18 protein-coding genes are annotated in these 21347 nt (G+C 69.0%); 13 read left to right on the forward strand and 5 right to left on the reverse strand.

From position 1 onward, the window contains the following. Positions 1-29: 29 nt before the first annotated feature. The 8 genes from AAY78_RS09975 (at position 30) to AAY78_RS10010 (ending at position 9172) form a co-directional block, all read left to right on the forward strand. A complete protein-coding gene (locus tag AAY78_RS09975) occupies positions 30-935 on the forward strand; it encodes a carbohydrate ABC transporter permease (RefSeq protein ID WP_046748129.1) in 906 nt (301 codons plus the stop codon). After that, positions 932-1855: a carbohydrate ABC transporter permease gene (locus AAY78_RS09980; RefSeq protein ID WP_046748130.1), complete on the forward strand. Its 924-nt coding sequence runs from the start codon at positions 932-934 to the stop codon at positions 1853-1855. The genes AAY78_RS09975 and AAY78_RS09980 overlap by 4 nt, the downstream gene beginning before the upstream one ends. A 19-nt stretch (positions 1856-1874) precedes the next feature. After that, the gene (locus AAY78_RS09985; RefSeq protein ID WP_046748131.1) at positions 1875-2909 is read left to right on the forward strand and encodes an NAD-dependent epimerase/dehydratase family protein; all 1035 of its coding nucleotides are present in this window, start codon (positions 1875-1877) and stop codon (positions 2907-2909) included. Then, a complete protein-coding gene (locus AAY78_RS09990) occupies positions 2909-3994 on the forward strand; it encodes a dihydrodipicolinate synthase family protein (protein ID WP_046748132.1) in 1086 nt (361 codons plus the stop codon). The genes AAY78_RS09985 and AAY78_RS09990 overlap by 1 nt, the downstream gene beginning before the upstream one ends. Further along, positions 3991-5004 carry a hydroxyacid dehydrogenase gene (locus tag AAY78_RS09995; protein WP_046748133.1) on the forward strand — a complete coding sequence of 338 codons (1014 nt, stop codon included), beginning with the start codon at positions 3991-3993 and terminating at the stop codon, positions 5002-5004. Before AAY78_RS09990 ends, AAY78_RS09995 begins: the two co-directional genes overlap by 4 nt. Beyond that, on the forward strand, positions 5001-5957 hold the full coding sequence (locus AAY78_RS10000; protein ID WP_046748134.1) for a hypothetical protein: 957 nt from the start codon (positions 5001-5003) through the stop codon (positions 5955-5957). The genes AAY78_RS09995 and AAY78_RS10000 overlap by 4 nt, the downstream gene beginning before the upstream one ends. After that, entirely contained in the window at positions 5954-6883 is a 930-nt protein-coding gene (locus AAY78_RS10005; RefSeq protein WP_046748135.1) for a GNAT family N-acetyltransferase, read from the forward strand. Before AAY78_RS10000 ends, AAY78_RS10005 begins: the two co-directional genes overlap by 4 nt. Positions 6884-6991: 108 nt before the next feature. Further along, the gene (locus AAY78_RS10010; protein ID WP_082108644.1) at positions 6992-9172 is read left to right on the forward strand and encodes a peptidase C14; all 2181 of its coding nucleotides are present in this window, start codon (positions 6992-6994) and stop codon (positions 9170-9172) included. Positions 9173-9283: 111 nt separating this feature from the next. Here AAY78_RS10010 and AAY78_RS10015 read toward each other — a convergent pair whose 3' ends face one another. Next, the gene (locus AAY78_RS10015) at positions 9284-10126 is read right to left on the reverse strand and encodes an SDR family NAD(P)-dependent oxidoreductase (protein WP_046748136.1); all 843 of its coding nucleotides are present in this window, start codon (positions 10124-10126) and stop codon (positions 9284-9286) included. Between the two features lie 8 nt (positions 10127-10134). Continuing rightward, positions 10135-10791, reverse strand: a complete 657-nt coding sequence (locus AAY78_RS10020; RefSeq protein ID WP_046748137.1) for a GntR family transcriptional regulator — start codon at positions 10789-10791, stop codon at positions 10135-10137. 150 nt (positions 10792-10941) lie between these two features. Here AAY78_RS10020 and AAY78_RS10025 point away from each other — a divergent pair, with 150 nt between their 5' ends. The 3 genes from AAY78_RS10025 to AAY78_RS10035 are packed head-to-tail and all read left to right on the forward strand — an operon-like array spanning position 10942 to position 15909. After that, entirely contained in the window at positions 10942-12297 is a 1356-nt protein-coding gene (locus tag AAY78_RS10025) for an MFS transporter (protein ID WP_046748138.1), read from the forward strand. Next, positions 12294-14486, forward strand: a complete 2193-nt coding sequence (locus AAY78_RS10030; protein ID WP_046748139.1) for a peptidase C14 — start codon at positions 12294-12296, stop codon at positions 14484-14486. The genes AAY78_RS10025 and AAY78_RS10030 overlap by 4 nt, the downstream gene beginning before the upstream one ends. 34 nt (positions 14487-14520) lie before the next feature. Beyond that, entirely contained in the window at positions 14521-15909 is a 1389-nt protein-coding gene (locus AAY78_RS10035; protein WP_052748729.1) for a hypothetical protein, read from the forward strand. 78 nt (positions 15910-15987) lie between these two features. On the opposite strand, the gene AAY78_RS10040 is transcribed toward AAY78_RS10035, so the two are convergent. The 3 genes from AAY78_RS10040 to AAY78_RS10050 are packed head-to-tail and all read right to left on the reverse strand — an operon-like array spanning position 15988 to position 19107. Further along, entirely contained in the window at positions 15988-17496 is a 1509-nt protein-coding gene (locus AAY78_RS10040) for a tripartite tricarboxylate transporter permease (protein ID WP_046748140.1), read from the reverse strand. Position 17497: 1 nt separating this feature from the next. Continuing rightward, complete coding sequence (locus AAY78_RS10045; RefSeq protein WP_046748141.1) at positions 17498-18088, reverse strand: tripartite tricarboxylate transporter TctB family protein; 591 nt, start codon at positions 18086-18088, stop codon at positions 17498-17500. Further along, positions 18085-19107, reverse strand: a complete 1023-nt coding sequence (locus tag AAY78_RS10050) for a tripartite tricarboxylate transporter substrate binding protein (RefSeq protein WP_052748730.1) — start codon at positions 19105-19107, stop codon at positions 18085-18087. Before AAY78_RS10050 ends, AAY78_RS10045 begins: the two co-directional genes overlap by 4 nt. 163 nt (positions 19108-19270) lie before the next feature. Here AAY78_RS10050 and AAY78_RS10055 point away from each other — a divergent pair, with 163 nt between their 5' ends. Both AAY78_RS10055 and AAY78_RS10060 read left to right on the forward strand, forming a co-directional pair. Next, positions 19271-20551: a sensor histidine kinase gene (locus tag AAY78_RS10055; RefSeq protein WP_046748142.1), complete on the forward strand. Its 1281-nt coding sequence runs from the start codon at positions 19271-19273 to the stop codon at positions 20549-20551. Beyond that, complete coding sequence (locus tag AAY78_RS10060; RefSeq protein WP_046748143.1) at positions 20548-21312, forward strand: response regulator; 765 nt, start codon at positions 20548-20550, stop codon at positions 21310-21312. The genes AAY78_RS10055 and AAY78_RS10060 overlap by 4 nt, the downstream gene beginning before the upstream one ends. Positions 21313-21347: the final 35 nt, after the last annotated feature.

Raw genomic sequence — 21347 nt, forward strand, 5'->3', positions numbered from 1 at the left:
TGTCCCTCTCCCCACGTGAGGTAGCACTGATGACCACGGCAACCACGGCGAAGAAGCCCGCAGGGCGGGTGACGAGGCTGATCGCACGACGCGAGGCACGGATCGCGTTCCTGTTCGTGCTCCCCGCCTTCCTCCTGTTCATCGCCTTCCGCTTCGGCCCCAGCATCGCCGGTGTGGCACTGAGCTTCTTCGACTACGACATCACCGGCGAGATCTCCTGGCGGGGTCTCGACCACTTCCAGCGAATGATCGCCGACCCGCTGTTCTGGCGGGCCATGGGTACGACGCTGATCTACACGGTGTTCGCCGTGCCGATCGCGCTCGTGCTCTCGACCGTCATGGCCCTCGGCGTGCGTCGGGCCTTCCGGGGGGCACGCTTCTTCCGCTCGATCTTTTTCCTTCCGGTCATCACCTCGCTCGTGCTGGCCGGGTCGATCTTCGTCTGGATCTTCTCCGCCAACGGACCGTGGTCCGCGCTGATGACTCCGCTGGGGCTCGGCGGCTCCTGGCTCGGCAGCACCGTGCTCGTGATCCCCGCGATCGTCGTCGTCGGCGTCTGGTCGCGATTCGGCTACGGGATGATGATCCTCATCGCCGCGCTGCAGGACGTGCCGCGCGAGCTCGAGGAAGCCGCCCTGATGGACGGCGCGAACGCCTGGCAGCGCTTCCGCTACGTGATCCTCCCGGTGCTGCGGCCGACCTTCTTCTTCCTCGCGGTGATCGAGACGACCGCCGCCTTCCAGGTGTTCGACGTCATCTACGTGATGACTCAGGGCGGGCCGGCGAACGCCAGCTACTCGCTCGTCTACATGCTCTACGACCAGGGCTTCCGCTACTTCGACTACGGCTACGCGGCCGCGATCGGCGTGGCCCTGTTCATCATGACCCTCGTCGTCGCGCTCATCCAGCGCCTGGTGATCGGAAAGCAGAAATGACCGCTCTGATGCAGCCGCCGACGCCGACGCCGACCGAGACGTCCACGACCCCGAAGCCGGCCAAGACGTCGTCGAAGCAGCGCCGGGCGTATCGTGCGCTCCAGCCGACGGGGTGGGGGATCGTCGGACGATGGATCTGGCTGAGCCTGGCGGGGATCCTCAGCTTCTTCCCGTTCTACGCCATGGTCGTGCTGAGCCTGAAGCCCGGCATGGTGGTCGAGCTCCCCGGTTCGCTGCTGCCCTTCCAGGACAGCTCGTTCGACGCCTACGAGCAGGTGCTCGCGGGGCAGAACATCCTCGGATGGCTCGGCAACACCCTCATCTACTCCCTTGTCTCGGTCGTCGCGGTGCTGTTCCTGTCGGCGCTCGCCGGCTACGCCTTCGCCAAGAAGCGGTTCCGCGGCAAAGAGGTGATGTTCTGGTCGTTCCTCGCCATGGTGATGGTGCCGTTCCACGTGACCCTCATCCCGACGTTCATCCTGATGGCGAACCTCGGCGGCGTCGACACCTACTGGGGCCTCATCCTGCCCTCGCTCGCCAACGCGCAGGCCGTGTTCCTGATGCGGCAGTTCATCTCGGGGCTCCCGGACGAGCTGTTCGAGGCCGCCCGCATCGACGGCGCCGGCGAGTTCCGCATCTTCCTGCGGATCGTGCTGCCGCTGTGCAAGCCGATCCTCGCGACGCTCGGCATCTTCGTCTTCCTGTGGCACTGGAACGACTTCCTGTGGCCGCTCATCATCGCGAAGTCCAACGCGATGTTCACACTCACCGTCGGCATCTCGTCGCTGCAGCAGCAGAACGTTCCGCTGAGCACCATGCTCGCCGGTTCGGTCGTGGCGCTGCTGCCCATCTTCCTCGCGTACCTCATCGCTCAGCGGTACGTGCAGGAGGGCGTGGCCGGTACGGGCATCAAGGGCTGAGAAGAAGGGAAAGCACCACATGACTCAGCACACTTTCTCATCCGAGGCGGAGCTCGAGGAGGCGCTTGCGACACCGAGTGCCGGCCTGATCGCCGACCTCGCGCGCGGGGCGGGCGACCTCGTGATCCTGGGGGCGGGCGGCAAGATGGGCCCGACCCTGGCCATGCTCGCTCGCCGCGGGATGGATGCCGCCGGACGGAAGGGCGACGCGGTCTACGCGGTCTCCCGCTTCGGCGATGCCGCGATCCGCGAGCGCCTGGAGACCGCGGGAGTGAAGGTCGTCTCGTTCGACCTGATCGAGAACGACGACTTCTCCTCCCTGCCGGACGCCCCCAACGTGGTGTTCATGGTCGGTGCGAAGTTCGGTGCAGCGACCAACGCCTCCTGGGCATGGGAGGTCAACGCCGCCCTGCCCGACCGCGTCGCCCGCCGCTATCGCGACAGCGCGATCTCGGTGCTCTCCACCGGCAACGTCTACCCGTTCCTGCCGGCGTCGTCCGGCGGAGCATCCGAAGAGGTGCAGCCCGCACCGATCGGCGAGTACGCACAGTCGTGCCTCGGCCGTGAGCGCGTGTTCGAGTTCGGAGCGCAGGAGCGCGGCACCAAGGTCGCGATCATCCGCCTGAACTACGCGGTCGACCTGCGTTACGGGGTGCTCGCCGACATCGGCAGTGCCGTGCACGCCGGGCAGCCGGTCTCGGTGGCCACCGCGAACGTCAACGTGATCTGGCAGGGCTACGCGAACGAGGTCGTGCTGCGCAGCCTCGTGCACGCGTCGACCGCGCCGTTCAGGATCAACCTCACCGGCCCGGAGCTGCTGAGCGTCGAGTCGATCGCCCGCCGTTTCGGCACGCTGTTCGACCGCGAGGTCGAGATCGTGGACGACCCCCAGTCGACCGCGCTGCTCAGCGACGCGCGCCGGTGCATGGCCCTGTTCGGCTACCCGGCCGTGTCCGCCGAGACGCTGATCGGGATGCAGGCCGACTGGATCGAGAAGGGCCTGCCGATGATCGCCAAGCCGACCAAGTGGGCCGTGCGGGACGGGAAGTTCTGATGGCCGGTTCTGCCGAACGCACCGCGACCGTGCCGTCGCTGCGCCCCGAGGCCGCGGCGACCCTCGCCCGCGGTGCGGTGATCCCCGCGCACCCGCTGGCGCTCACGGCTGATCGCGCCCTCGACGAGCAGCGTCAGCGGGCGCTCTCGCGCTACTACCTCGACGCGGGAGCCGGTGGTCTCGCGGTCGGCGTGCACACGACGCAGTTCGAGATCCGCGACCCGGAGCACGCGCTCTTCGAGCCCGTGCTCGAGCTGGCCGCGGAGGAGATGGACGCCCGAGACGATGCGACCCTCGTCCGCATCGCCGGGGTGGCCGGCGACACCGCCCAGGCGGTGGCCGAGGCGGAGCTGGCGCGATCGCTCGGCTACGACGCCGTGCTGGTGAGCCCGCGCGTCGCCGGGGCCGACGAACGCGCACTGCTCGAGCGCGCCCGCGCTGTCGGCGAGGTGCTGCCGCTGGTCGGCTTCTACCTGCAGACCGCGATCGGCGGCCCGGTGCTCGACCGCGACTTCTGGTGTGAGTTCGCCGCGATCCCCTCGGTGGTGGCGGTCAAGGCCGCCCCGTTCGATCGCTACCGCACGCTCGAGCTCGTGCGCGGGGTGGCTGCCTCCGGCCGTGCCGACGAGATCGCGCTCTACACCGGCAACGACGACGCCATCGTGGCGGATCTGCTCTCCGAGTTCCACGTGGACTCGCCCGACGGACCCCGCACCCTGCGGTTCGTCGGCGGGCTTCTGGGCCAGTGGGCGGTCGGCACGCGGGCGGCGGTCGCGCTGCTCGACCGTGCGCAGCGGGCCATGGCCGGCGACGCCGAGGCCTATCGCGAGCTCGGGCTCGTCGCCTCCGACATGGTCGACGTGAATCAGGCGGTGTTCGATCCGGGCAACGACTTCCACGGCGTGATCGCGGGCGTGCACGAGATGCTGCGTCAGCAGGGGCTGCTCGAGGGGATCTGGTGCCTCGACCCCGCCGAGGGGCTCTCGCCGGGGCAGGCCGAGGAGATCGCCCGCGTGCGTCGGGCATACCCGGCCCTGAACGACGACGCCTTTATCGCCGAGAACCTCGAGGACTGGCTGCGATGAACGCCGCGGCGAGCGCACCGGCCGTGGTCGCGGTCGTCTCGGAAGAACTCTTCGCGGAGTTCTTCTCGTCGGCGGATGCCGAGCGTCTGGGCGCGGTCGCCGCTCGTCTCGGTGGTTCTCTCGTGCGCGTCGATCGTCTCGCCGAGGCCGAACTCGACGATGCACGCATCGTGATCACGAGCTGGGGTGTCGGGCCCTTCGACGCCGCAGTGCTCTCGGCGCTGCCGAAGCTCGAACTGATCGCGCACACGGGGGCCACGATCAAGCCCTTCGCGACCGATGAGCTGTTCGACCGCGGTGTCGTGGTGACGCAGGCCGGCGCGGGGATGGCGCGACCGGTGGCCGAGGTGTCGCTCACCTTCACGCTCGCGCTGCTGCACCGCGTGCCCGAGATGCACAACGCCCTGCGCGCCGGCGACGGTTGGTACGACGCGGCGGCGGTCGGGGTGCAGCGCGAGATCCTCGGCACGCCCATCGCGGTCATCGGGGCTTCGCGTACCGGGCGGGCCTACCTCGAACTCATCCGCGCGCTCGGGGCCGAACCGCTGCTGGTCGACCCGACGCTCGCCGCTTCGGAGGCTGCTGCTCTCGGCGCAGAGCTCGTGCCGCTCGACGATGCCCTGCGCCGCGCGCAGATCGTCGCCGTGCACGCCCCGACGCTGCCGGAGACCCACCACATGATCGGTCGCCGCGAGCTGGCGTCGATGCGCGACGGCGCGGGGCTGGTCAACACCGCGCGCTCCTGGCTGGTCGACGAGACCGCGCTGCTCGACGAGCTCCGACGCGGGCGGCTCAGCGCGGCGATCGACGTGTTCGACGAGGAGCCGTTCGCCGCGGACAGCCCGTTCCGGACGCTGCCCGGGGTGCTGGTCACCCCGCATCGCGCGGCGGGCACGCACCAGGGGCGGCTGCGTCAGGGACGGATCGTCGTCGACGAGGTCGAGGCTTTCGCCGCGGGGCGTCCCCTCGCGCACACCATCACCCACGACCAGCTGTCTTCGATGGCATGAGCGGCACGCCGCTGCGTGTGGCCTTCGCCGGACTCGCGCATTCGCACCCGTACACCGACGCCGCCAACGTGCGAGCGCTCGGGGCCGAGGTGGTCGGCGTGCACGATGCGGACACCGCTGCCGCAGGAGAGTTCGCGGCGCGGTTCGGTGGGGTGGGGGTGGCCTCGCTCGAGGAGCTGGCGGTGCTGCGACCGGACCTCGTCATCGCGACGCCGCGCCCGCAGGAGGTCGCGCCTTTCCTGCGGTCGCTCGGCGGCGGGGTCGCTCCGGTGTTCGCGAACAAGGTGATCGCGGCGACGGCGTCTCAGCTCGCCGAGGTCGACCGCGCTCTCGCGGCATCGTCCGTCGCGGTGGGCACCAGCTCGGTGCTGCGCTTCGCCCCCGCGCTCTCCGGCCTTGCCGCGCAGATCGCGCCCTTCCTGCAGACGCTCGACGACGTGCTCGCGCTCCGTGTACACGCCCAGCACGACAACGCGGGCTTCCGGGTGCCCGCCCGCTCCTGGCAGGACGATCCGCAGCAGGGTGGGGGTACCGCGGTGACGGTCGGCGTGCATGCCTGGGAGATGGTCGACGTGCTGCTGCCGGGGGCGGCCCTGGTGTCGGGATCCGGGTGGACCCGTGTGCGGCGGGGATCGAGCACGGTGTCGGAGGATGCGGCAGGCATCGACGGCCTGCTGCGGGTTCCCGGTGCGCAGCGTGACGTGCCGGTGCAGGCGCTCGTCACCGGGACTCCCGGGCCGGACGCCTACACGCTGGAGGTCGTGACCGCCGACGGGATCCGCGCGCTCGCGCTCGACGTCGACGACGCGAACACGGAGCTCGGGTTCCACGGCCTGATCCGGGCGCTGCTCGACGCGGCCGCACACGGTGCGACAGTCGCTCCCTGGACCAGCGCGCGGGCGGTCGTGGCGAACACGATCCACGCCGCCGACATCGCGAGAGGTCAGGCATGAGCGCCCAGAGGATCCGCGCCGCCTGCGCAGAGGACCAGTCCGCCCTGACGGCGCTGTGGGCGACCGTGTTCACACCGCCGCTGGCGCCCGACCAGTGGCTGATCGATGATGATCGGCTGGCGCACACCTTCGTGGCCGAGGACGATCGAGGGGTCTGCGGATCCATCTACGGTCTGCCCAAGCGGCTGCGGGAGGACGACGGCGGTGTGGCGCACGTGCACGCGATCGGCAGTGTCGCGGTCGCCGGGCGTGCCAGAGGGCAGGGGCTCGCGCGCCGTCTCGTGGCCGCGACGCTGGAGACCGCGGGCGATGCCGAGTGGGCGCTGCTCTTCACGGGTACCCCGGAGGTGTATCGCTCCAGCGGCTTCGAGACGTTCGCCATGGCACGGACCCTGACCGGTCCCTGGAGTGCCCCCATGCCCCGCAAGCACGAGGAAAGCGTCGAGGGGCGCGTCGAGCGCGAGACGGTCGGACTCGGGAGCTTCCGTTCGCTGCGTGACGTCTACGAGCGCTCGCGTGCCGGGCGGGTGGTCCTCGCGCCGGTGCGCAGCGACCGCGACGCGGCGATGGCGGAGGTGCGGATGCGGGGTGCGACGCTGTATCGCCGCGTCGAGGGTTCGACCGTGCTCGGCTACGTGATCGCCGAGCATCGAGGGGGCGTCGGCGTGCTCCTGGAGAGTGCTGTGCTCCCGGATTCCGAGCGTGTGCGCGGCGACCTGCTCTCCACCGTCGCCGCGGACTGGGCGCTCGCCGGGGTGTCGTCGTGTGACCTCGCCGTCCCTGCGCTGCCCGAAGAGGAGTCCACGCTTCATGCCTTCGCACCGCAGGCCGTGCGGCAGGACGACCGCACCGGCATGATCCGTCCGCTGCGACGCGCGGCCCGGCTGGACGGCATCCGTCACTTCACGGCGGGCGACTACTTCTGAGTGACCCGCTCGGAGACGGCACTGGGGGACTGGGGATCGATCGGATGATGCGGCCCGGCAATCAGCCGGACGCCTGACCGCGGTGATGACGCCGCAAGGAGGATGAGCATGGCCCAGAGGATGAGCAAGGCCCCGCAGGAAATCGACACGCAGGAGAGGAACGAGACCGCGGTCCTGCGCAGTCGGCGCATGCTGCTCGCCGGGTTCGGTGCTGCGGCGATCGGCGGCGTGGCCGCGGTCAGCACCCAGACACCGGCGCAGGCGGCCGGGCCCGTGGCGCCGCTGGATTCTTCGGGGGCGAAGAGCGTGGCCAACGGCGGTACGGCCGTGGCGCTCGCGAACCGGAAGGGCAAGGACGGCGACCTCGCCCGCACGGCCGGGTACGCGACGCCGGGTGATGGCGGCGCCGGGCTGTACCGCTTCGTGAAGAAGGACGCTCCTGCCGCGAACGGAGGCACCGTGCTCGCCGGCCCCAAGGGCGGAGCGTGGGTGCTCGTGCACGGGGGTGTCGTCGACTTCCGGATGTTCGGGATCATGGATGCGAGCGTGAACGCCGACGATGCTCTCGACGCCATGGTGAACGATGCGAGCATCCACCGCGTCGAGGCGCACACCGACCTCAACTTCGTGCGCCGCCACACCTTCTCGAGGTCGAACATCGCCTTCGACTTCGGCGGCCACCTCATGACGACCGTGGGCATCGAGAACGCCGGCAAGGACGACCCGTTCGCCGCGGTCATGTTCTTCCGCGGCGAGGTGACCGATGCCGTGCAGGAGGCCAAGCTCGGCGAGGTCGTGCCCGACCTCGGTGACATCTTCCCGGTCGCCGACTCCTCGTTCTTCGCAGTGGGGGACTGGTACGCGGCAGAAGTGAACGCACTGTCGGGCCGCTGGGAGCGCGAGCTGCAGCGGATGGTGCAGGTCACCCAGATCGTCGACGGCACGCACATCCGCATCAACTACAAGAACGGCTGGCCCCTCGGCAAGGATCGCACGATGACCTGGCGTCGCGTCGTGCCGGTGCAGGATGTGACGGTGTCGAACCTGAAGTTCCTCGGCACCGGCACCGACGAGTACACCGGCTCGCACCCGCTGGCCTTCGAGTACGCGGTGCGCTGCGACGTCGACCACATCGACGGCACCGGCACGTTCTGGCCGCTCATCCAGCGCCGGTGGAACACCTACTACTCGACCGTGAGCTGCACGCTCAAGAACCCGACCTCGGTCACCTGGGGAGGTGCCGGCTACCTGACGCAGCAGATCTACTGCCTGTACGGATACGTCGCCAACTGCCACACCGCGAACGCCCGACACTTGAACGACTTCACCGCGAGCGCCTACTGCCTGGTCGAGAACTGCCACGGCGACGGTGACGACCAGGGTCCGTTCGTCACGCACGGGCAGTACGAGCACGACCTCACCTACACCGGCAACTCGGGACTCATGACGTTCGCGAACTCCGGTGCAGCCTGGGGTTCTGCGGCCAAGCGCATCACCGTGCGCAAGCACGTGTGCTCGTGGTTCGTCGCGCGTGTGCGCATCACCGACCTCACCCTGGAAGACGTCCAGGTGATCGGAAAGCCGTCGCTCGCGGGCTCGGGGATGCTGTGGATCAACGCCGACGGCGCGCAGCTGCGCGGGTGCACGGCATCCGACACCCTCGTGATCACGCAGGCCTCCGACAACTCCGCGCGGCCGACCGTGATCGCTGACTCGCACTTCACGTTCGTCGCTCCGGGGGAGCTCACCAACGCCACGGTGAAGACGCCGGTCACGTTCGTCGACACCGTGCTCGATCGGGTGGGCGGCATGAAGATCGCGGGTGCAGGTGCGGTCACGTTCCGCGGCTCGACACTCACGGCGGCCGACGATGCCGCGCCGATCGCGTCGTCGTCGGAGCGCCTGCGGTTCGAGGGATCGACGCTCCGCAACGCGCGTATCGCCGCGGCCCGAGGAGAGCGGCAGGCGGTGGAGATCGCGGGATCGGACGTTGCGATCAAGAGCGGCACCGGCATCTCGCGGACCGGTGACGGCGAGTTGCACCTGACGCTGTCCGACAGCACCTTCCGCGCGGAGGGGGCCGCGACGCACGTCTCGGTCACGAAGGGCGCGACCCACTACCGAGCAGTCGGCAGCCGCTTCGAGGGCGGAGCGCTGGAGCTGGCGGACACCGCATTCGGATCGTCTTCCACCCTGCTGCACACCGGCAACGTCGAGTCGGGTGTGACCCGCACGGCCTTCCCTGCCGAGGGCCCTCGCGTCGTCGACACCGCCAACCTCGCGGTCTGACCTCCTGTTGGTGCGCGAGTGCACGGGATCCTGACGAGTGCACGGCTTCTCGACGTGAAGAAGCCGTGCACTCGGCGAGAACGCGTGCGCTCGGCAGGGATGCGGGCGGTGCTAGGGGGTGGGGAGACCGACCAGCTCGGCGCTGCGCTGCCAGAGGGCCTCGGCGAGGGCGGCGTCGTCCACCTGCGGGTTCACCTTCGTGGTGAGCACGCGCTCGTCGTAGTAGGCGCCCGAGAACCAGGTCTGGTCGGGGGTTCCCTCGATGAACCAGCGCAGCGTCGCACCACCCTTGTCCGCGCCGATGAGCACGAGATGCTTGAGCGGCGTGCGGTAGAGCAGCCGCATCACGCTCGACGAGTCCGCCGCGAAGTTGGTCTGCACGGTGCCGGGGTGGAAGGCGACGGCGCTCAGTCCCCCGGCGTGGAACTTCGTGTGCAGGCTCTTGGCGAACAGCACGTTCGCGAGCTTCGCATCCCCGTAAGCCTTGTTCGGACTGAACCGGCGGGTGTTGTCGAGGTCGTCGACATCGAGGTGCCCGAACAGTCGATGGGCGATGCTCGACGTGTTGATGACCGCACCTCCGGCCCGCAGCAGCCGCGGAAGCAGCAGGTTCGTGAGCAGGAACGGTGCCAGGTGGTTGACCTGCATGGTCTTCTCGAAGCCGTCGACGGTCGGAGTGCGATCGCCGAAGATGCCGCCGGCGTTGTTGGCCAGCACGTCGATGCCGGTGTCCCCCACGGCGGCGGCGATCTTCCCGGCCAGCGTTCGCACCTCGTCGAGTCGGGCGAAGTCGGCGGTGAACCACTCGGCTCCGGTTTCCTCGGCGACGACACGGGTCTTCTCGGCGGAGCGGCCGACCAGGATGAGGCGGTGGGCAGGTCCTGCGAGCTGGCGTGCGGCGGCGGCGCCGATGCCGTCGGAGGCTCCGGTGAGGACGATGGTCTTCGGTGTCATGGTGCGGCTCACTCGGCCGAGACGGACGGCGTGATGCGCTGCACTGCCCTGGTGACATGCTCGGCGATCACGGTGCGTGCCCGTTCGGGGTCGCCGCTCGCGATCGCATCGACGATCTGCTGGTGGCTGCGCACATGCTCCTCCTGCTCGGCGGGATCGAGCGCGGAGTTGGCCGCCTGGATGAAGCCCGTGATGCGACCGCGCAGCTGGCCGCTCACCTCGTCGAGGAATCGGTGCTCGGCGAGGTCGGCGAGCGTCTCGTGAAAGAGGCGATCCTGGCGCAGCACCTCGGCGATGTCGCCAGGGGCGGCGTCGGCCATGGACTGGATGATGGCCCCGAGCCGCGCAGCGGATTCCTGGTTCCACCGTTCCTGCACGCGGATGGCCATGAACTGCTCGAGCACGATCCGCAGGCTGGAGATCTCCTCGAGGTCCTGTGCGCTGAGCTGAGCGACGCGTGCACCGCGGCGGGGTTCCCGTGTGATGAGGCGCTCTTCCGCCAGCCGGGTCAGAGCCTCGCGCACGGGGATGTGGCTGACGCCGAGTCGATCGGCGAGCTTGCGTTCGACCAGCCGCTCGCCGGGGGCGAGTTCTCCCGAATGGATGGCCGTGCGCAGTTCGTCTGCCACCTGTTCGGCGATGTTCTGATCCGAGACGCTGCGCATTCGGTTGCCCTTCTCGATGCGCGGTGCCGTCTGGTCGAGCGGGCGCGCAATCGTTCGATCGATGCTATGGCATTTCGTCGATGGGTGGACACGGCGCCGGATTTGCTAGATGCTATAGCAAGTCTATCCACCGATGACGAAGGAGTTGTCATGTCCGGGACCCGAACCGCCCCCGATACGCGCACACCCGAGGAGGTCGGAGCCTCCGCCATGAAGAAGGCCATCTGGCGCCTCGGCCCGTTCCTCGGGCTGCTGTACCTCGTGGCCTACATGGACCGCAACAACGCGGGGTTCGCCAAGCTCGAGATGACGGCCGCGCTGCAGATCACCGAGGCCGCCTTCGGGTTCGCCGCCGGCATCTTCTTCATCGGCTATCTGCTCTTCGAGGTGCCGAGCAACCTCCTGCTCGAGCGGTTCGGCGCCCGCAAGTGGATCGCCCGCATCATGGTCTCCTGGGGGCTCGTCGCCGCCCTCACCGCGTTCGTGCAGGATGCGACGCAGTTCGCGATCGCGCGGTTCATCCTGGGCATCGCCGAGGCCGGGTTCTTCCCCGGGGTGCTCCTCTACCTCACGCTCTGGTTCCCCCGGCAATACCGCACCCAGGTGCTGGTCGTGTTCGTGCTGTCGAACCCGATCGCGAACGCCGTCGCCGCACCGCTGTCGGGTTGGATGCTCGAACTCCACGGGATGTGGGGGCTCGACGGCTGGCAGCTGGTCTTCCTGCTGCAGGGCATCCCCGCCGTGCTCCTCGCCTTCGTGGTCTTCTTCTGGCTGCCCGATCGCCCGCAGGACGCGCGCTGGCTCGATAAGACGGAGCAGCGCTGGATCACCGACACCCTGGCTGTCGAGACCGCGGCGACCGAGCAGAAGCACGGGCGCCTGCGCCTGCGCGAGGTGTTCAGCAACGGGCGTCTGTGGACCCTGATCGTGCTGTTCTTCGGCGTCGTGTTCGGCGCGTACGGGCTGGGCATGTGGCTGCCGACGATCGTCAAGAGCATGGGCGACTTCTCCAACACCACGACGGGCTGGCTCGTCGCGCTGCCGAACTTGTGCGCGGCGCTGGTCATGCTGCCGTGGGAGCGTGCCGCCAGGAAGCAGGGCAACATCCCGCTGCAGATCGGCATCACGCTGTCGATCACCGCTCTCTCGCTCATGGCCGCGGTCGCGGCGCAGGGCACACCGGTGCTCGCGCTCGCCGCCCTGTGCGTCGGCATGTCGGCGCTGTTCTCGACGACACCGCTGTTCTGGAGCCTGCCGCCCATGGTGCTCACGGGAACGGCGGCCGCGGCCGGACTCGCGTTCATCAACTCCGTCGGCAACCTCGCCGGTTTCGCGGGGCCGTATGCGATCGGGTGGATCAGCGAGACCACGGGCTCCGCGATCTGGGGGCTGCTGCTGATCTCCGCACTCACGTTGCTCGGGGCGACCATCGCGTTCGTGCTGAGCCGGCGAGCGGACTTCACAGTTCCCGCCGAGGTGCTGCTGGCCGAGAAGAAGCTCTCATGACCGCGCGGACTCCCCTGGTGCCGGAGGAGACCGTGCGCTCCTCGAGTCGCCGTGCCCTCATGGCAGGACTCGGTGCGGTCGCACTCGGTGCGGCCGGCTCCCTCGCCGTGACGGCGCCCGCACAGGCGGCTCCCGTCGTGGCAGGTGCGAAAGATCTCACGCGAGCGGAGTCCGTCGCCGAGCTGTCCCGCCTCCGAGCTCGCGACGGTGAGGTCGCGATCGTCGCGGGGTACCGCACGCCGGGCGACGCCGGGCTGCTCGTCTACGTCGGCGCCGAGAACGCGAAGATCGAAGCGAACGGCGGTACGGTCATCGCCGGCAAGCGGGGAAGCCGCTGGCTGCTGCAGCACGACGGCACCGTCGACTTCCGGGTCTTCGGCATCGCGGGACCGGAGACCGCGGCCGACGATGCGCTCGCGGCGATGGTGAACGATCCCCGCATCCGCCGGATCGAGGCGAGCACCGACCTGCTGTTCCAGCGGCGGCACCGGTTCAGCCGGTCGTACCTCGAGATCGACTTCGGCGGACACGTCATCACGACCGACGGCATCGAGCCGAACAGTCACGACAACCCGTTCGGCGCTGTGATGTTCTTCACCGGGGTGTCGAAGGACGTCGTGGTCGAGCATGCGCTGGCCGACGCCTGGCCCGAGCTGACCGACGCGGTCACCGTGCCCGATGCGTCCCGGTTCCCCGTCGACTCCTGGTGGGCGGTGCAGTGCGATCCCGTCGCCGGCGGAGGGGCGGACGAGCGCGAACTCCAGCGCTTCGTGCAGGTGACACAGCAGATCGACGGCACCCATATCCGCATCGACTACCTCAACGGCTGGCCGCTCGACAAGGGTCGGAAGCTCATCTGGCGGCAGATGGAACCGGTCGCTGGCGTGCGCATCGCGAACATGCGGTTCCTCGGCGCCGGACCCTTCGACGGCCCCACCGACGGCTCCTTCCCCGACTCTCGGGAGCTCACCGGCTCCCACCCGATCGCCTTCGAGTACGCGATCCACTGCGACGTCGCCGACGTGCACGCGAGCCGCACCTGGTGGCCCGTGATCATGCGGCGCTGGAACACGCACTTCACGACGGAACGGTGCTCGGTGGAGAACCCGCCGACCGTGTTCTACGGTGGCGCCGGCTACCTCACGCAGCAGATCTACAGCCTCTACGGACGGGTCAGCGACTGCACGTCGTCGAACGCTCGGCACCTGAACGACCTCACCGCCAGCGCCTACTGCATCGTCGAGAACTGCCACGGCGACGGTGACGACCAGGGCGGCAACCCGTTCACCACGCACGGCCAGTACGAGCACGACCTCACCTTCATCGGCAACTCCGGGCTCATGGACATCGCCAACTCCGGTGCGCAGTGGGGCACCGCCGCCAAGCGCATCACGGTGCGCGACCACGTCTGCTCCTGGTTCGTCGCCGGCACCAAGATCAGCGATCTGACGCTGGAGAACGTGCGCGTGATCGGCCGCTCGACCTTCGATCCGCAGGCGACCATGACCATCAACGCCGACGGTGCCCAGGTGCGAGGGTGCACCGCGGGACTTCTGGCGATCGGACAGCGGTCGCAGCGCTCGTCGCGACCGACCGTAATCGCGGACTCCACCTTCGCGCTGCCGAAGGACCAGGTGCTCGTGCAGACCCCGGTCACGGCTCCCGTGCGCTTCGTGGACTGCACGATCAGCGGGATCGACGGGGTCAAGGCTCGCGGGTCGGGTCCGGTCGAGTTCGTGGACTGCCGCCTCAGCGGCCCGGCGCCGGGTGCGCCCTTCGAGCTCGGCGCCGCCAAGGTCACCATCCGCGGCGGATCCGTGCGCGACGTGCGCCTGAGCGCGACCGCCGTGCGCGACCAGCTCATCGCCCTGGACGGGGTCGAGCTCTCCACGGAGCGCACGGACGGGGCTCTGCTGGGCAGGGCCGCCGGTGCCGGCGTCGTCACCTGGCGGGTGAGCGGGGTCACCTCGACGGTGCCGAAGGGCGCGGCGCACCTCGACATCGGCACCGGCGTCAACCACGCCCGCGTCACCGGCAGCCAGTTCGTCGGCGGACGACTACGGCTGGCGGACGGATTCGCCGAGCCGTCGACGCTGCTCTACAGCGACGCCGTCGAGCGCGGCGTCGAGACGGCACTACCGGAGGCCGGACCGCGCGTCGTCATCGCAGACGTGCTGACGAGCGCGTGACGGACGGCATCATGGACATCAGGGAGGACCACGCGTGAACGACACGGCAGCGGCGACGCACCTCGGAGACCGCATCCGCATCCCGCGCACGCAGGCGGGCATCGGCGTCGCCCGGCGCGACATCACGCCGCCCGTCGGCATCCGCGCCAAGAACTGGGGCCCGGCCGACTGGGAGCGCTCCGAGGGGGCGCACCGGCCGTTCGAGCTGACCGCGCTCGCGGTGGTGGCCGCGGACGGACGCCCCCGGGTGCTGCTCGCCGTCGACGGCACGTGGTGGCGCCGAGTCGCCGACGAGCAGGGCGTGCGCGGCGCCATCCTCGACGGTCTGGGCTTCGAACCCGATCAGCTCATGCTCTCGCTCTCGCACACCCACGCCGGGGCCGTGCTGTGCGCCGCGGACGCGCATCTGCCGGGCGGGGAGCTCATCCCGGGGTACCTGGAGGCGCTGTCTGCCGCGGGTATCGCGGCCGGGCGCGAGGCGCTGGAGACCGCCCGGCCTGGACTGATCGAGTGGACCACGGGCACCTGCACCCTCGCGGCGGAGCGCGAGCTCGACCTCGAAGGCCGCGCGCTCGTCGGCTACAACCCCCAGGGCACCGCCGACGACACGGTGACCATCGGCCGTATCAGCATCGACGGGGAGGTGCGGGCGACGCTGGTGAACTACGCCTGTCATCCGACGACCCTGGCCTGGCAGAACCGCGAGGTGTCGCCGGACTACGTCGGCGCGATGCGCGAGATCGTGGAGGCCGCGACCGGTGCACCGTGCCTGTTCGTGCAGGGGGCGTCGGGCGAGCTGGCCCCGCGGGAGCAGTACACCGGCGACGCGGCGGTGGCCGACCGGCACGGACGCGCGCTCGGGCACGCGGCGCTCGCGGCGTTGGACGGCTTGCCGGTGCCCGGCGAGGAGCTGACGTTGGACGGTGTCGTGGAGTCGGGTGCTCCTCTCGCGATCTGGACAGGGACCCCGGCGGACGGCGGCGAGGAGGCGGCGGGAGTCGTCTCGGCCGTCGAGCTGCCGCTGCGCGACCTGCCCACCCTGGACGAACTCGCCGAGGAGTGGAAGGACATCGACCCGCGCTCGCGGGAGGAGCGCCTCGGACGAGCGCGGAACCTCCGCGACGGTTACATCGAGGGGCCGACCGTGTCGCATCCGGTGTGGGCATGGCGGCTCGGAGACGCCGTGATCGTGGGGCATCCGGGTGAGGCCTACTCGCGGCTGCAGACGACTCTGCGGAAGCGGTTCCCCCAGACGCCGATCGTGGTGATGAACCTGACGAACGGCCCGGGGTTCGTGTACCTCCCGACCCGCGAGGCCTACGACCGCGGCGCCTATCAGTCCTGGCAGACGCCCTTGGCTCCCGGCGCCCTCGAGCTCTTGGAGTCCCACGCCGTGTCGGTGGTGGCCGGGTTGTTGGCCTAGCTCCGGCGTTCGAATCGCGCAAATGGTTTCATCTCCGATCGGAATCGAACCATTTGCGTGATTCGAACGGGTGTTGCGTTACCGCTCTGCGCGCGCGTTCCGGGTGACGAGCCGGTTGCGCACGGAGAGGATGAGCACGACACCCAGCAGCGCATACAGAGTGATGCTGATCGGGCTGTGCACGAGGATGGCGAAGTCTCCGTTCGCGCTCATGGCCGCGTCTCGGAGACTCGTCTCGGCGAGCGGGCCGAGCACCATGCCGATGATGAGGGGCGCGAGGGGGAAATCGAGCGCCCGCATCAGGAAGCCGAGGAGTCCGACACCCAGCAGGAGCAGCAGGTCGAACGCGGACCCGGACGTGGCATAGATGCCCAGCGCGCAGAACACGGTGATGCCCGCGTAGAGGTAGGGCCTCGGAATGAGAAGCAGCTTCGCCCAGACCATCGCGAACGGCAGGTTCAGGATGAGCAGGACGACCATGGCGATGAAGAAGCTCGCCAGCAGCGACCACACGAGGTCAGGGGCGCGGTCGAACAGCAGCGGTCCCGGCTGAAGACCGTACTGGCGAAAGGCTGCCAGCATGATCGCGGCGGTTGCGGAGATGGGAAGGCCGAGTGCCAGCAGCGCTCCCATCGCCATGCTCGTCGTGGAATTGCCGGCGGCTTCTGGGGCGGCGAGGCCGCGGATCGCGCCGCGTCCGAACTGCGGGAACTTCCGTCGGGCGTCGAGCCGCTTCTCCAGACCGTACGCGAGGAACGTCGGTATCTCGGACCCTCCGGCGGGGATCACTCCGAACGGGAGTCCGATCGCGGTGCCGCGGAGCCAGGCGGGCGTGGCTTCCCTGAGCTCCGCACGACTCAGCCACGGACGGCCGGATGGGCTGATGAGCTTCTTATCGGATGTGTGCCTCTCGAGGCAGGCGACATAGATCACTTCGCCGAGAGCGAGCAGTCCGACGGTGACCGTGACGAGGGAGACCCCGTCGAACAGGTTCGGCGAATCCATGGTGAACCGCGGCGCGCCGGAGACGCCGTCGACGCCGATGACCGCGATGCCCAGGCCGATGAAGAGCGCGGTGAGACCCTTCACGGCGTTGTCAGAGACGACGGTCGATGTGGCGGCGAAGGCGAAGACGGCGAGGGCGAAGAACTCGGCAGGACCGAAGCGGCTGGAGAAGTCCGCGAGCGCGGGGGCGACGAAGACCACGATGATCGAGGCGATGAAGCCGCCGACGAACGCACCGATCGCTGCGGTGGCGAGAGCTTGGGCGGCTCGACCGTTCAGGGCCATCTTGTGGCCTTCGAAGGTGGAGGCGATGGCCGAGGCCTGCCCGGGTGTGTTCATCAGGATTCCCATGGTGGAATCACCGAAGAGGCCTCCGAAGTAGACCCCAGCGAACATGATGAACGCGGCTGTGGGGTCGAGCGAGAACGTCACCGGCAGCAAGAGCGCGACTGCCATGGACGATCCGAGACCTGGCAGCACGCCGACGGCGGTGCCGAGCATGCACCCGACGACCACCCACAGCAGGTTCGCCGGCGTCAGCGCCCCGAGGAAGCCTTCGCCGAGCAGTTGGAGAACATCCATGTCAGAACCCCCCGAGGACGCCGGACGGGAGAGGCAGCCCGAGCAGCATGTCGAATCCGATATAGGCCGTCGCGCTCACGGTGAGCCCGACGGCGAGAGCCTGCAGCGGTCTGGTGGAGCCGAAGCCGCGTGCGACGCACCAGAACAGGAGGCTGGCTGCGATCAGCCAACCCAGGAAGTTCAGGACGAGCGCGAACACGGCGAACGATCCGACCACCCACGCCATGGACTTCGCGTCCACCCGCACGGCACGGCCAGGAGGCGTGCCATCGGTGCCGCCTTCCTCCTCGGGTCGATCGGTCGAGCCGTCGGACGACGTCCGCCATTCGCGCCACGCGGCGAGCACCAGCACCACGGCGAAGGCGTAGAGGCCGGCGACGATGATCGCGGGGAAGAACTGGGGGCCGGGAAAATCCGTGCCCTCCGGCACCCGCATAGTGATGATCCCGACAAGGAGGTAGGTCGCGAAGGCGGCGATGATGACGGGCATCGTGATGCCTTTGAGCAGCGTGGCGATGCCTGGTCCTGGGACGAGGCGGAGGCGCCCGCCGATGACGGCGGAAGCCGAAGTGGGGTTGGGCGGGAAGGTCAAAGTCCCATCTCCTCGTATAGGGCACGGATGCGGGTCTCCTCGTCGTCGAGGAAGACTCTGAGGTCGTCACCGGTGATGATGCGTTCCGTCCAGCGATATCTGTCGATCGCGTCTTGCCACTCGGGGGTCGCCACGCTGTCCAGGACGAGCTCGGTGAGCGCGTCGATGTCGTCGGTATCGAGGCCGGACGGGGCGGTGAGCATCCTCCAGTTGGAGAGGGTGATGTCATAGCCCTGCTCGGCGGCGGTGGGGATGTCGATCCCGTCGATGGGTTCCTCGGCGACGAGCGCGAGCGCACGGAGCCGACCGGCCTCGATCTGGTCGATGTTGTCGGGGTAGCCGCCGGCGGCGGCGCGGGCGGTGCCGTTGAGGAGCGCCTGGATCGCCTCTCCGCCGCCGTCGGACGAGATGTAGGTCGTATCGACCGGATCGATTCCGGCTGCGAGGGCGAGGTCGGTCACCACGAGCTGGTCGAACGATCCTCCTCCGGTCCACGGGACCGACTTGGGGTCCTGCTTCCACGCGGCGACGAGATCTTCGAGCGTCCGATAGGGAGAGTCGGCGGGGACGACGATGACGTCGTACTCTTCGACGATGACGGCGAGCGGGGTGACGTCGTCGAGGGTGGCTGCGGAATCGAACTGAATCGTCGCCGCCAGCAGGCCGGTGCCTCCGACCAGAAGGTTGTTGGGCTGACCGTTGAGGACGGACACGTTGCCGAGCGCGATCGTGCCGCCGGCGCCGGGCATGTTGACCACCTGGACGTTGTTGATGAGACCGTTGGCCTTCTGCGCCTGCTGCAGCTCTCTGGCCACGCCGTCCCACCCACCGCCGGCCGCCGCGGGGGCGACGATGGTCATCGAGGCGTTGATCTCCTGACCGCTTGCGGCCGAGGTGATCGAACCGATCGCGGCGACGGTGACGGCGGCAACCGTGACCACTCCACCGACAACGCGGCCGACCACCCTTCGCGTGACGCCGGGGTTGCGCCGTGGGGGCTCTTTGATGAGATGCTTCATTGCTGCTCCATTCGCGCGGACGTCGTCGTCTCAGCGGGATCGACCCAGGGTCGCACCGCAGGACTCGGCTCACCGTGATGATCCGATTTGTTCTCATAAGCGCCCACGCCGCGTATGTCGCAGCCCCCGTCCGGGTCTGATCGCGAGGAGGCGAGCAATACAGATGGCCTTTCAGCCGAGCCAGCGGTTCGTCCGGCTCTCGCTGCTCGTCCTGCCGTCACTGATCACGTTGGCGGCCCTGTGGATCACGGTCGCCGTGGCGCTGTCGATCCAGACGAACAGCATCCGAGAAGCGGCCGCCGGCCGGGTGCAGGAAGTGGCATCGAGTCTCGCCAACCTCAGCGATGTGCGCACAGCGGTCGAAGCCGCGACCACAGCGGGTACGTCCGAGGATCTCGCAGATGCCGCAGACCTGGCGCAGGCGACAGCGAGATTGCAGCCGGTCGCCGAGCTCGTCGCTCGTGCCGCCGGCGTCTACTACGTGGTCGTCACAGACGACGAGGGCGTGCGGATCACCCACCCGTTGGCGTCTCAACGAGGTGTGCAGGTGTCGACGACGAATCGATCGGTCCTCGAGGGAACGCCGTTTCTCGGGACCGAGACAGGTCCGTCCGGACCTGCGTTGCGTGCGAAGGTCCCCGTGCGCGATGACGATGGCGATGTCGTCGGGATGGTGGCGGTCGGCGTGCTGGAGGCAGACATCTCTGCGGAGCACGAAGAGGCGCTGAATGCGCTGCTGCCCTGGGGGATCGGTGCCCTGATCGTCGGCACGGTGGCCAGCTCCATCCTCACGGCAGCGGTCGAACGGCGCTTTCGACGGCTCGACAGTCTGGCGTCCGAGCATGCGCAGATGAGTCGAACCACCGCGGCTCTGAAGGAGCAGTCGCACGAGTTCACGACCAGACTGCACGTGCTCCACGGACTGGTATCGCGAGGTGACGCTCCCGAAGCGCTCGCCTATATCGAAGAAGTCGCCTGTGTGGGCAGGCCGAGTCTCGGTGATGACGGCGGAGGCATGAGCGGCGATGCGGTCCGCGATGCGACGATGCACGCGATCCGTGCGGACCTGCTCGATGTCGGAGCACAGGTCGAGTTCGACATCGACACGGTGACGGCCTTTGACGACGAACTGGTCTCAGTACTCGCCAATCTGTGTCGCAACGCCGGTGAAGCAGGTGCCGCCAAGGTGCGATGCACGCTGCGAGAGCACGACGGCCGCCTGCTCGGATCAGTGGAAGACGACGGACCGGGTGTCGATTCCCGGACGGCGCCGAAGATCTTCCTGCCCGGGTACTCCTCGAAACCCGGCTCTTCCCAAGCGGGGCGCGGCATCGGTCTCACGCTGGTGCGCCGGATTCTCATGTCTCGCGACGGGACGATCGAGGTCGGATCGACGCCGCTCGGTGGAGCGCGGTTCTCGTTCGAGATGGCGAGCTCCCGATGACGGCGCCGATCCGAGTCCTGATCGTGGATGACGATCGCGGGGCCCGCGCGCTGCACGGCGCCTTCGTCGCGGAGACGCCGGGCTTCGTCGTTGCGGGTAGCGCGGCGACAGGAGAGGAGGCCTCCGCCCAGGCGACTCGTGGTTTCGACCTGATTCTGCTCGACATGCGGCTCCCCGACATCAGCGGCATCGAGGTGCTGCATCGGCTGCGGACGCTCGGAGAGGCGAGCCCGGACGTTCTGGTGATCAGCTCATCGCAAGACCAGACGACCGTGCGGCAGGCGATGTCCGCACATGTCATCGGGTACCTGCTGAAGCCCTTCACCCAGGCGGCACTGCAGGAGCGGTTGGAACGGTACCGTGCCAGCCGGCGCACCAGGGTGGATGCCGGTCGACAACGGCCCTTCCTCCAGAGCGAGATCGATCGGCTCCTCGCTACCGGTGGAATCGGCACGCGCGACGACCGCGCGCATCCGCCCGAGCGGCAGCCCACTGACGGGCACAGGCTGCCGAAGGGCCTGGCCGAGCCGACTCTTGAACGCGTCGTCACTGCCCTCGACCCCGTGACCGCACAGTCGGCGCGACAGATCGCCGACGCCTGTGAGCTTTCCGCGGGGACCGCCCACCGGTACCTGACCTACCTCGTCGATGCCGGAGTGATCGACGTCGCCCACCGCTACGGCAAGCGCGGCCGCCCGGAGATCATGTACCGACTCGCCCCCTCGATCCCTTCTTGGATGAGCTCGACGATCCGGCGATGAGGCACGCGGGCCGCGGATGGATGTATGCGCCGCCC

Origin of the sequence: Microbacterium sp. Ag1 (genome assembly GCF_001005635.1) — a bacterium.
Taxonomy (GTDB): domain Bacteria; phylum Actinomycetota; class Actinomycetes; order Actinomycetales; family Microbacteriaceae; genus Microbacterium; species Microbacterium oxydans.

What these genes read in the sequence shown, in the direction of transcription:
- AAY78_RS10020 (WP_046748137.1), bottom strand. Translation starts at nt 10,791, where the DNA reads ATGCGCAGCGTCTCGGATCAGAACATCGCCGAACAGGTGGCAGACGAA.
- AAY78_RS10040 (WP_046748140.1), bottom strand. Translation starts at nt 17,496, where the DNA reads ATGGATGTTCTCCAACTGCTCGGCGAAGGCTTCCTCGGGGCGCTGACG.
- AAY78_RS09985 (WP_046748131.1), top strand. Translation starts at nt 1,875, where the DNA reads ATGACTCAGCACACTTTCTCATCCGAGGCGGAGCTCGAGGAGGCGCTT.
- AAY78_RS10025 (WP_046748138.1), top strand. Translation starts at nt 10,942, where the DNA reads ATGTCCGGGACCCGAACCGCCCCCGATACGCGCACACCCGAGGAGGTC.
- AAY78_RS10055 (WP_046748142.1), top strand. Translation starts at nt 19,271, where the DNA reads ATGGCCTTTCAGCCGAGCCAGCGGTTCGTCCGGCTCTCGCTGCTCGTC.
- AAY78_RS10000 (WP_046748134.1), top strand. Translation starts at nt 5,001, where the DNA reads ATGAGCGGCACGCCGCTGCGTGTGGCCTTCGCCGGACTCGCGCATTCG.
- AAY78_RS10060 (WP_046748143.1), top strand. Translation starts at nt 20,548, where the DNA reads ATGACGGCGCCGATCCGAGTCCTGATCGTGGATGACGATCGCGGGGCC.
- AAY78_RS10010 (WP_082108644.1), top strand. Translation starts at nt 6,992, where the DNA reads ATGGCCCAGAGGATGAGCAAGGCCCCGCAGGAAATCGACACGCAGGAG.
- AAY78_RS10005 (WP_046748135.1), top strand. Translation starts at nt 5,954, where the DNA reads ATGAGCGCCCAGAGGATCCGCGCCGCCTGCGCAGAGGACCAGTCCGCC.
- AAY78_RS10015 (WP_046748136.1), bottom strand. Translation starts at nt 10,126, where the DNA reads ATGACACCGAAGACCATCGTCCTCACCGGAGCCTCCGACGGCATCGGC.
- AAY78_RS10030 (WP_046748139.1), top strand. Translation starts at nt 12,294, where the DNA reads ATGACCGCGCGGACTCCCCTGGTGCCGGAGGAGACCGTGCGCTCCTCG.
- AAY78_RS09975 (WP_046748129.1), top strand. Translation starts at nt 30, where the DNA reads ATGACCACGGCAACCACGGCGAAGAAGCCCGCAGGGCGGGTGACGAGG.
- AAY78_RS10050 (WP_052748730.1), bottom strand. Translation starts at nt 19,107, where the DNA reads ATGAAGCATCTCATCAAAGAGCCCCCACGGCGCAACCCCGGCGTCACG.
- AAY78_RS09995 (WP_046748133.1), top strand. Translation starts at nt 3,991, where the DNA reads ATGAACGCCGCGGCGAGCGCACCGGCCGTGGTCGCGGTCGTCTCGGAA.
- AAY78_RS09990 (WP_046748132.1), top strand. Translation starts at nt 2,909, where the DNA reads ATGGCCGGTTCTGCCGAACGCACCGCGACCGTGCCGTCGCTGCGCCCC.
- AAY78_RS09980 (WP_046748130.1), top strand. Translation starts at nt 932, where the DNA reads ATGACCGCTCTGATGCAGCCGCCGACGCCGACGCCGACCGAGACGTCC.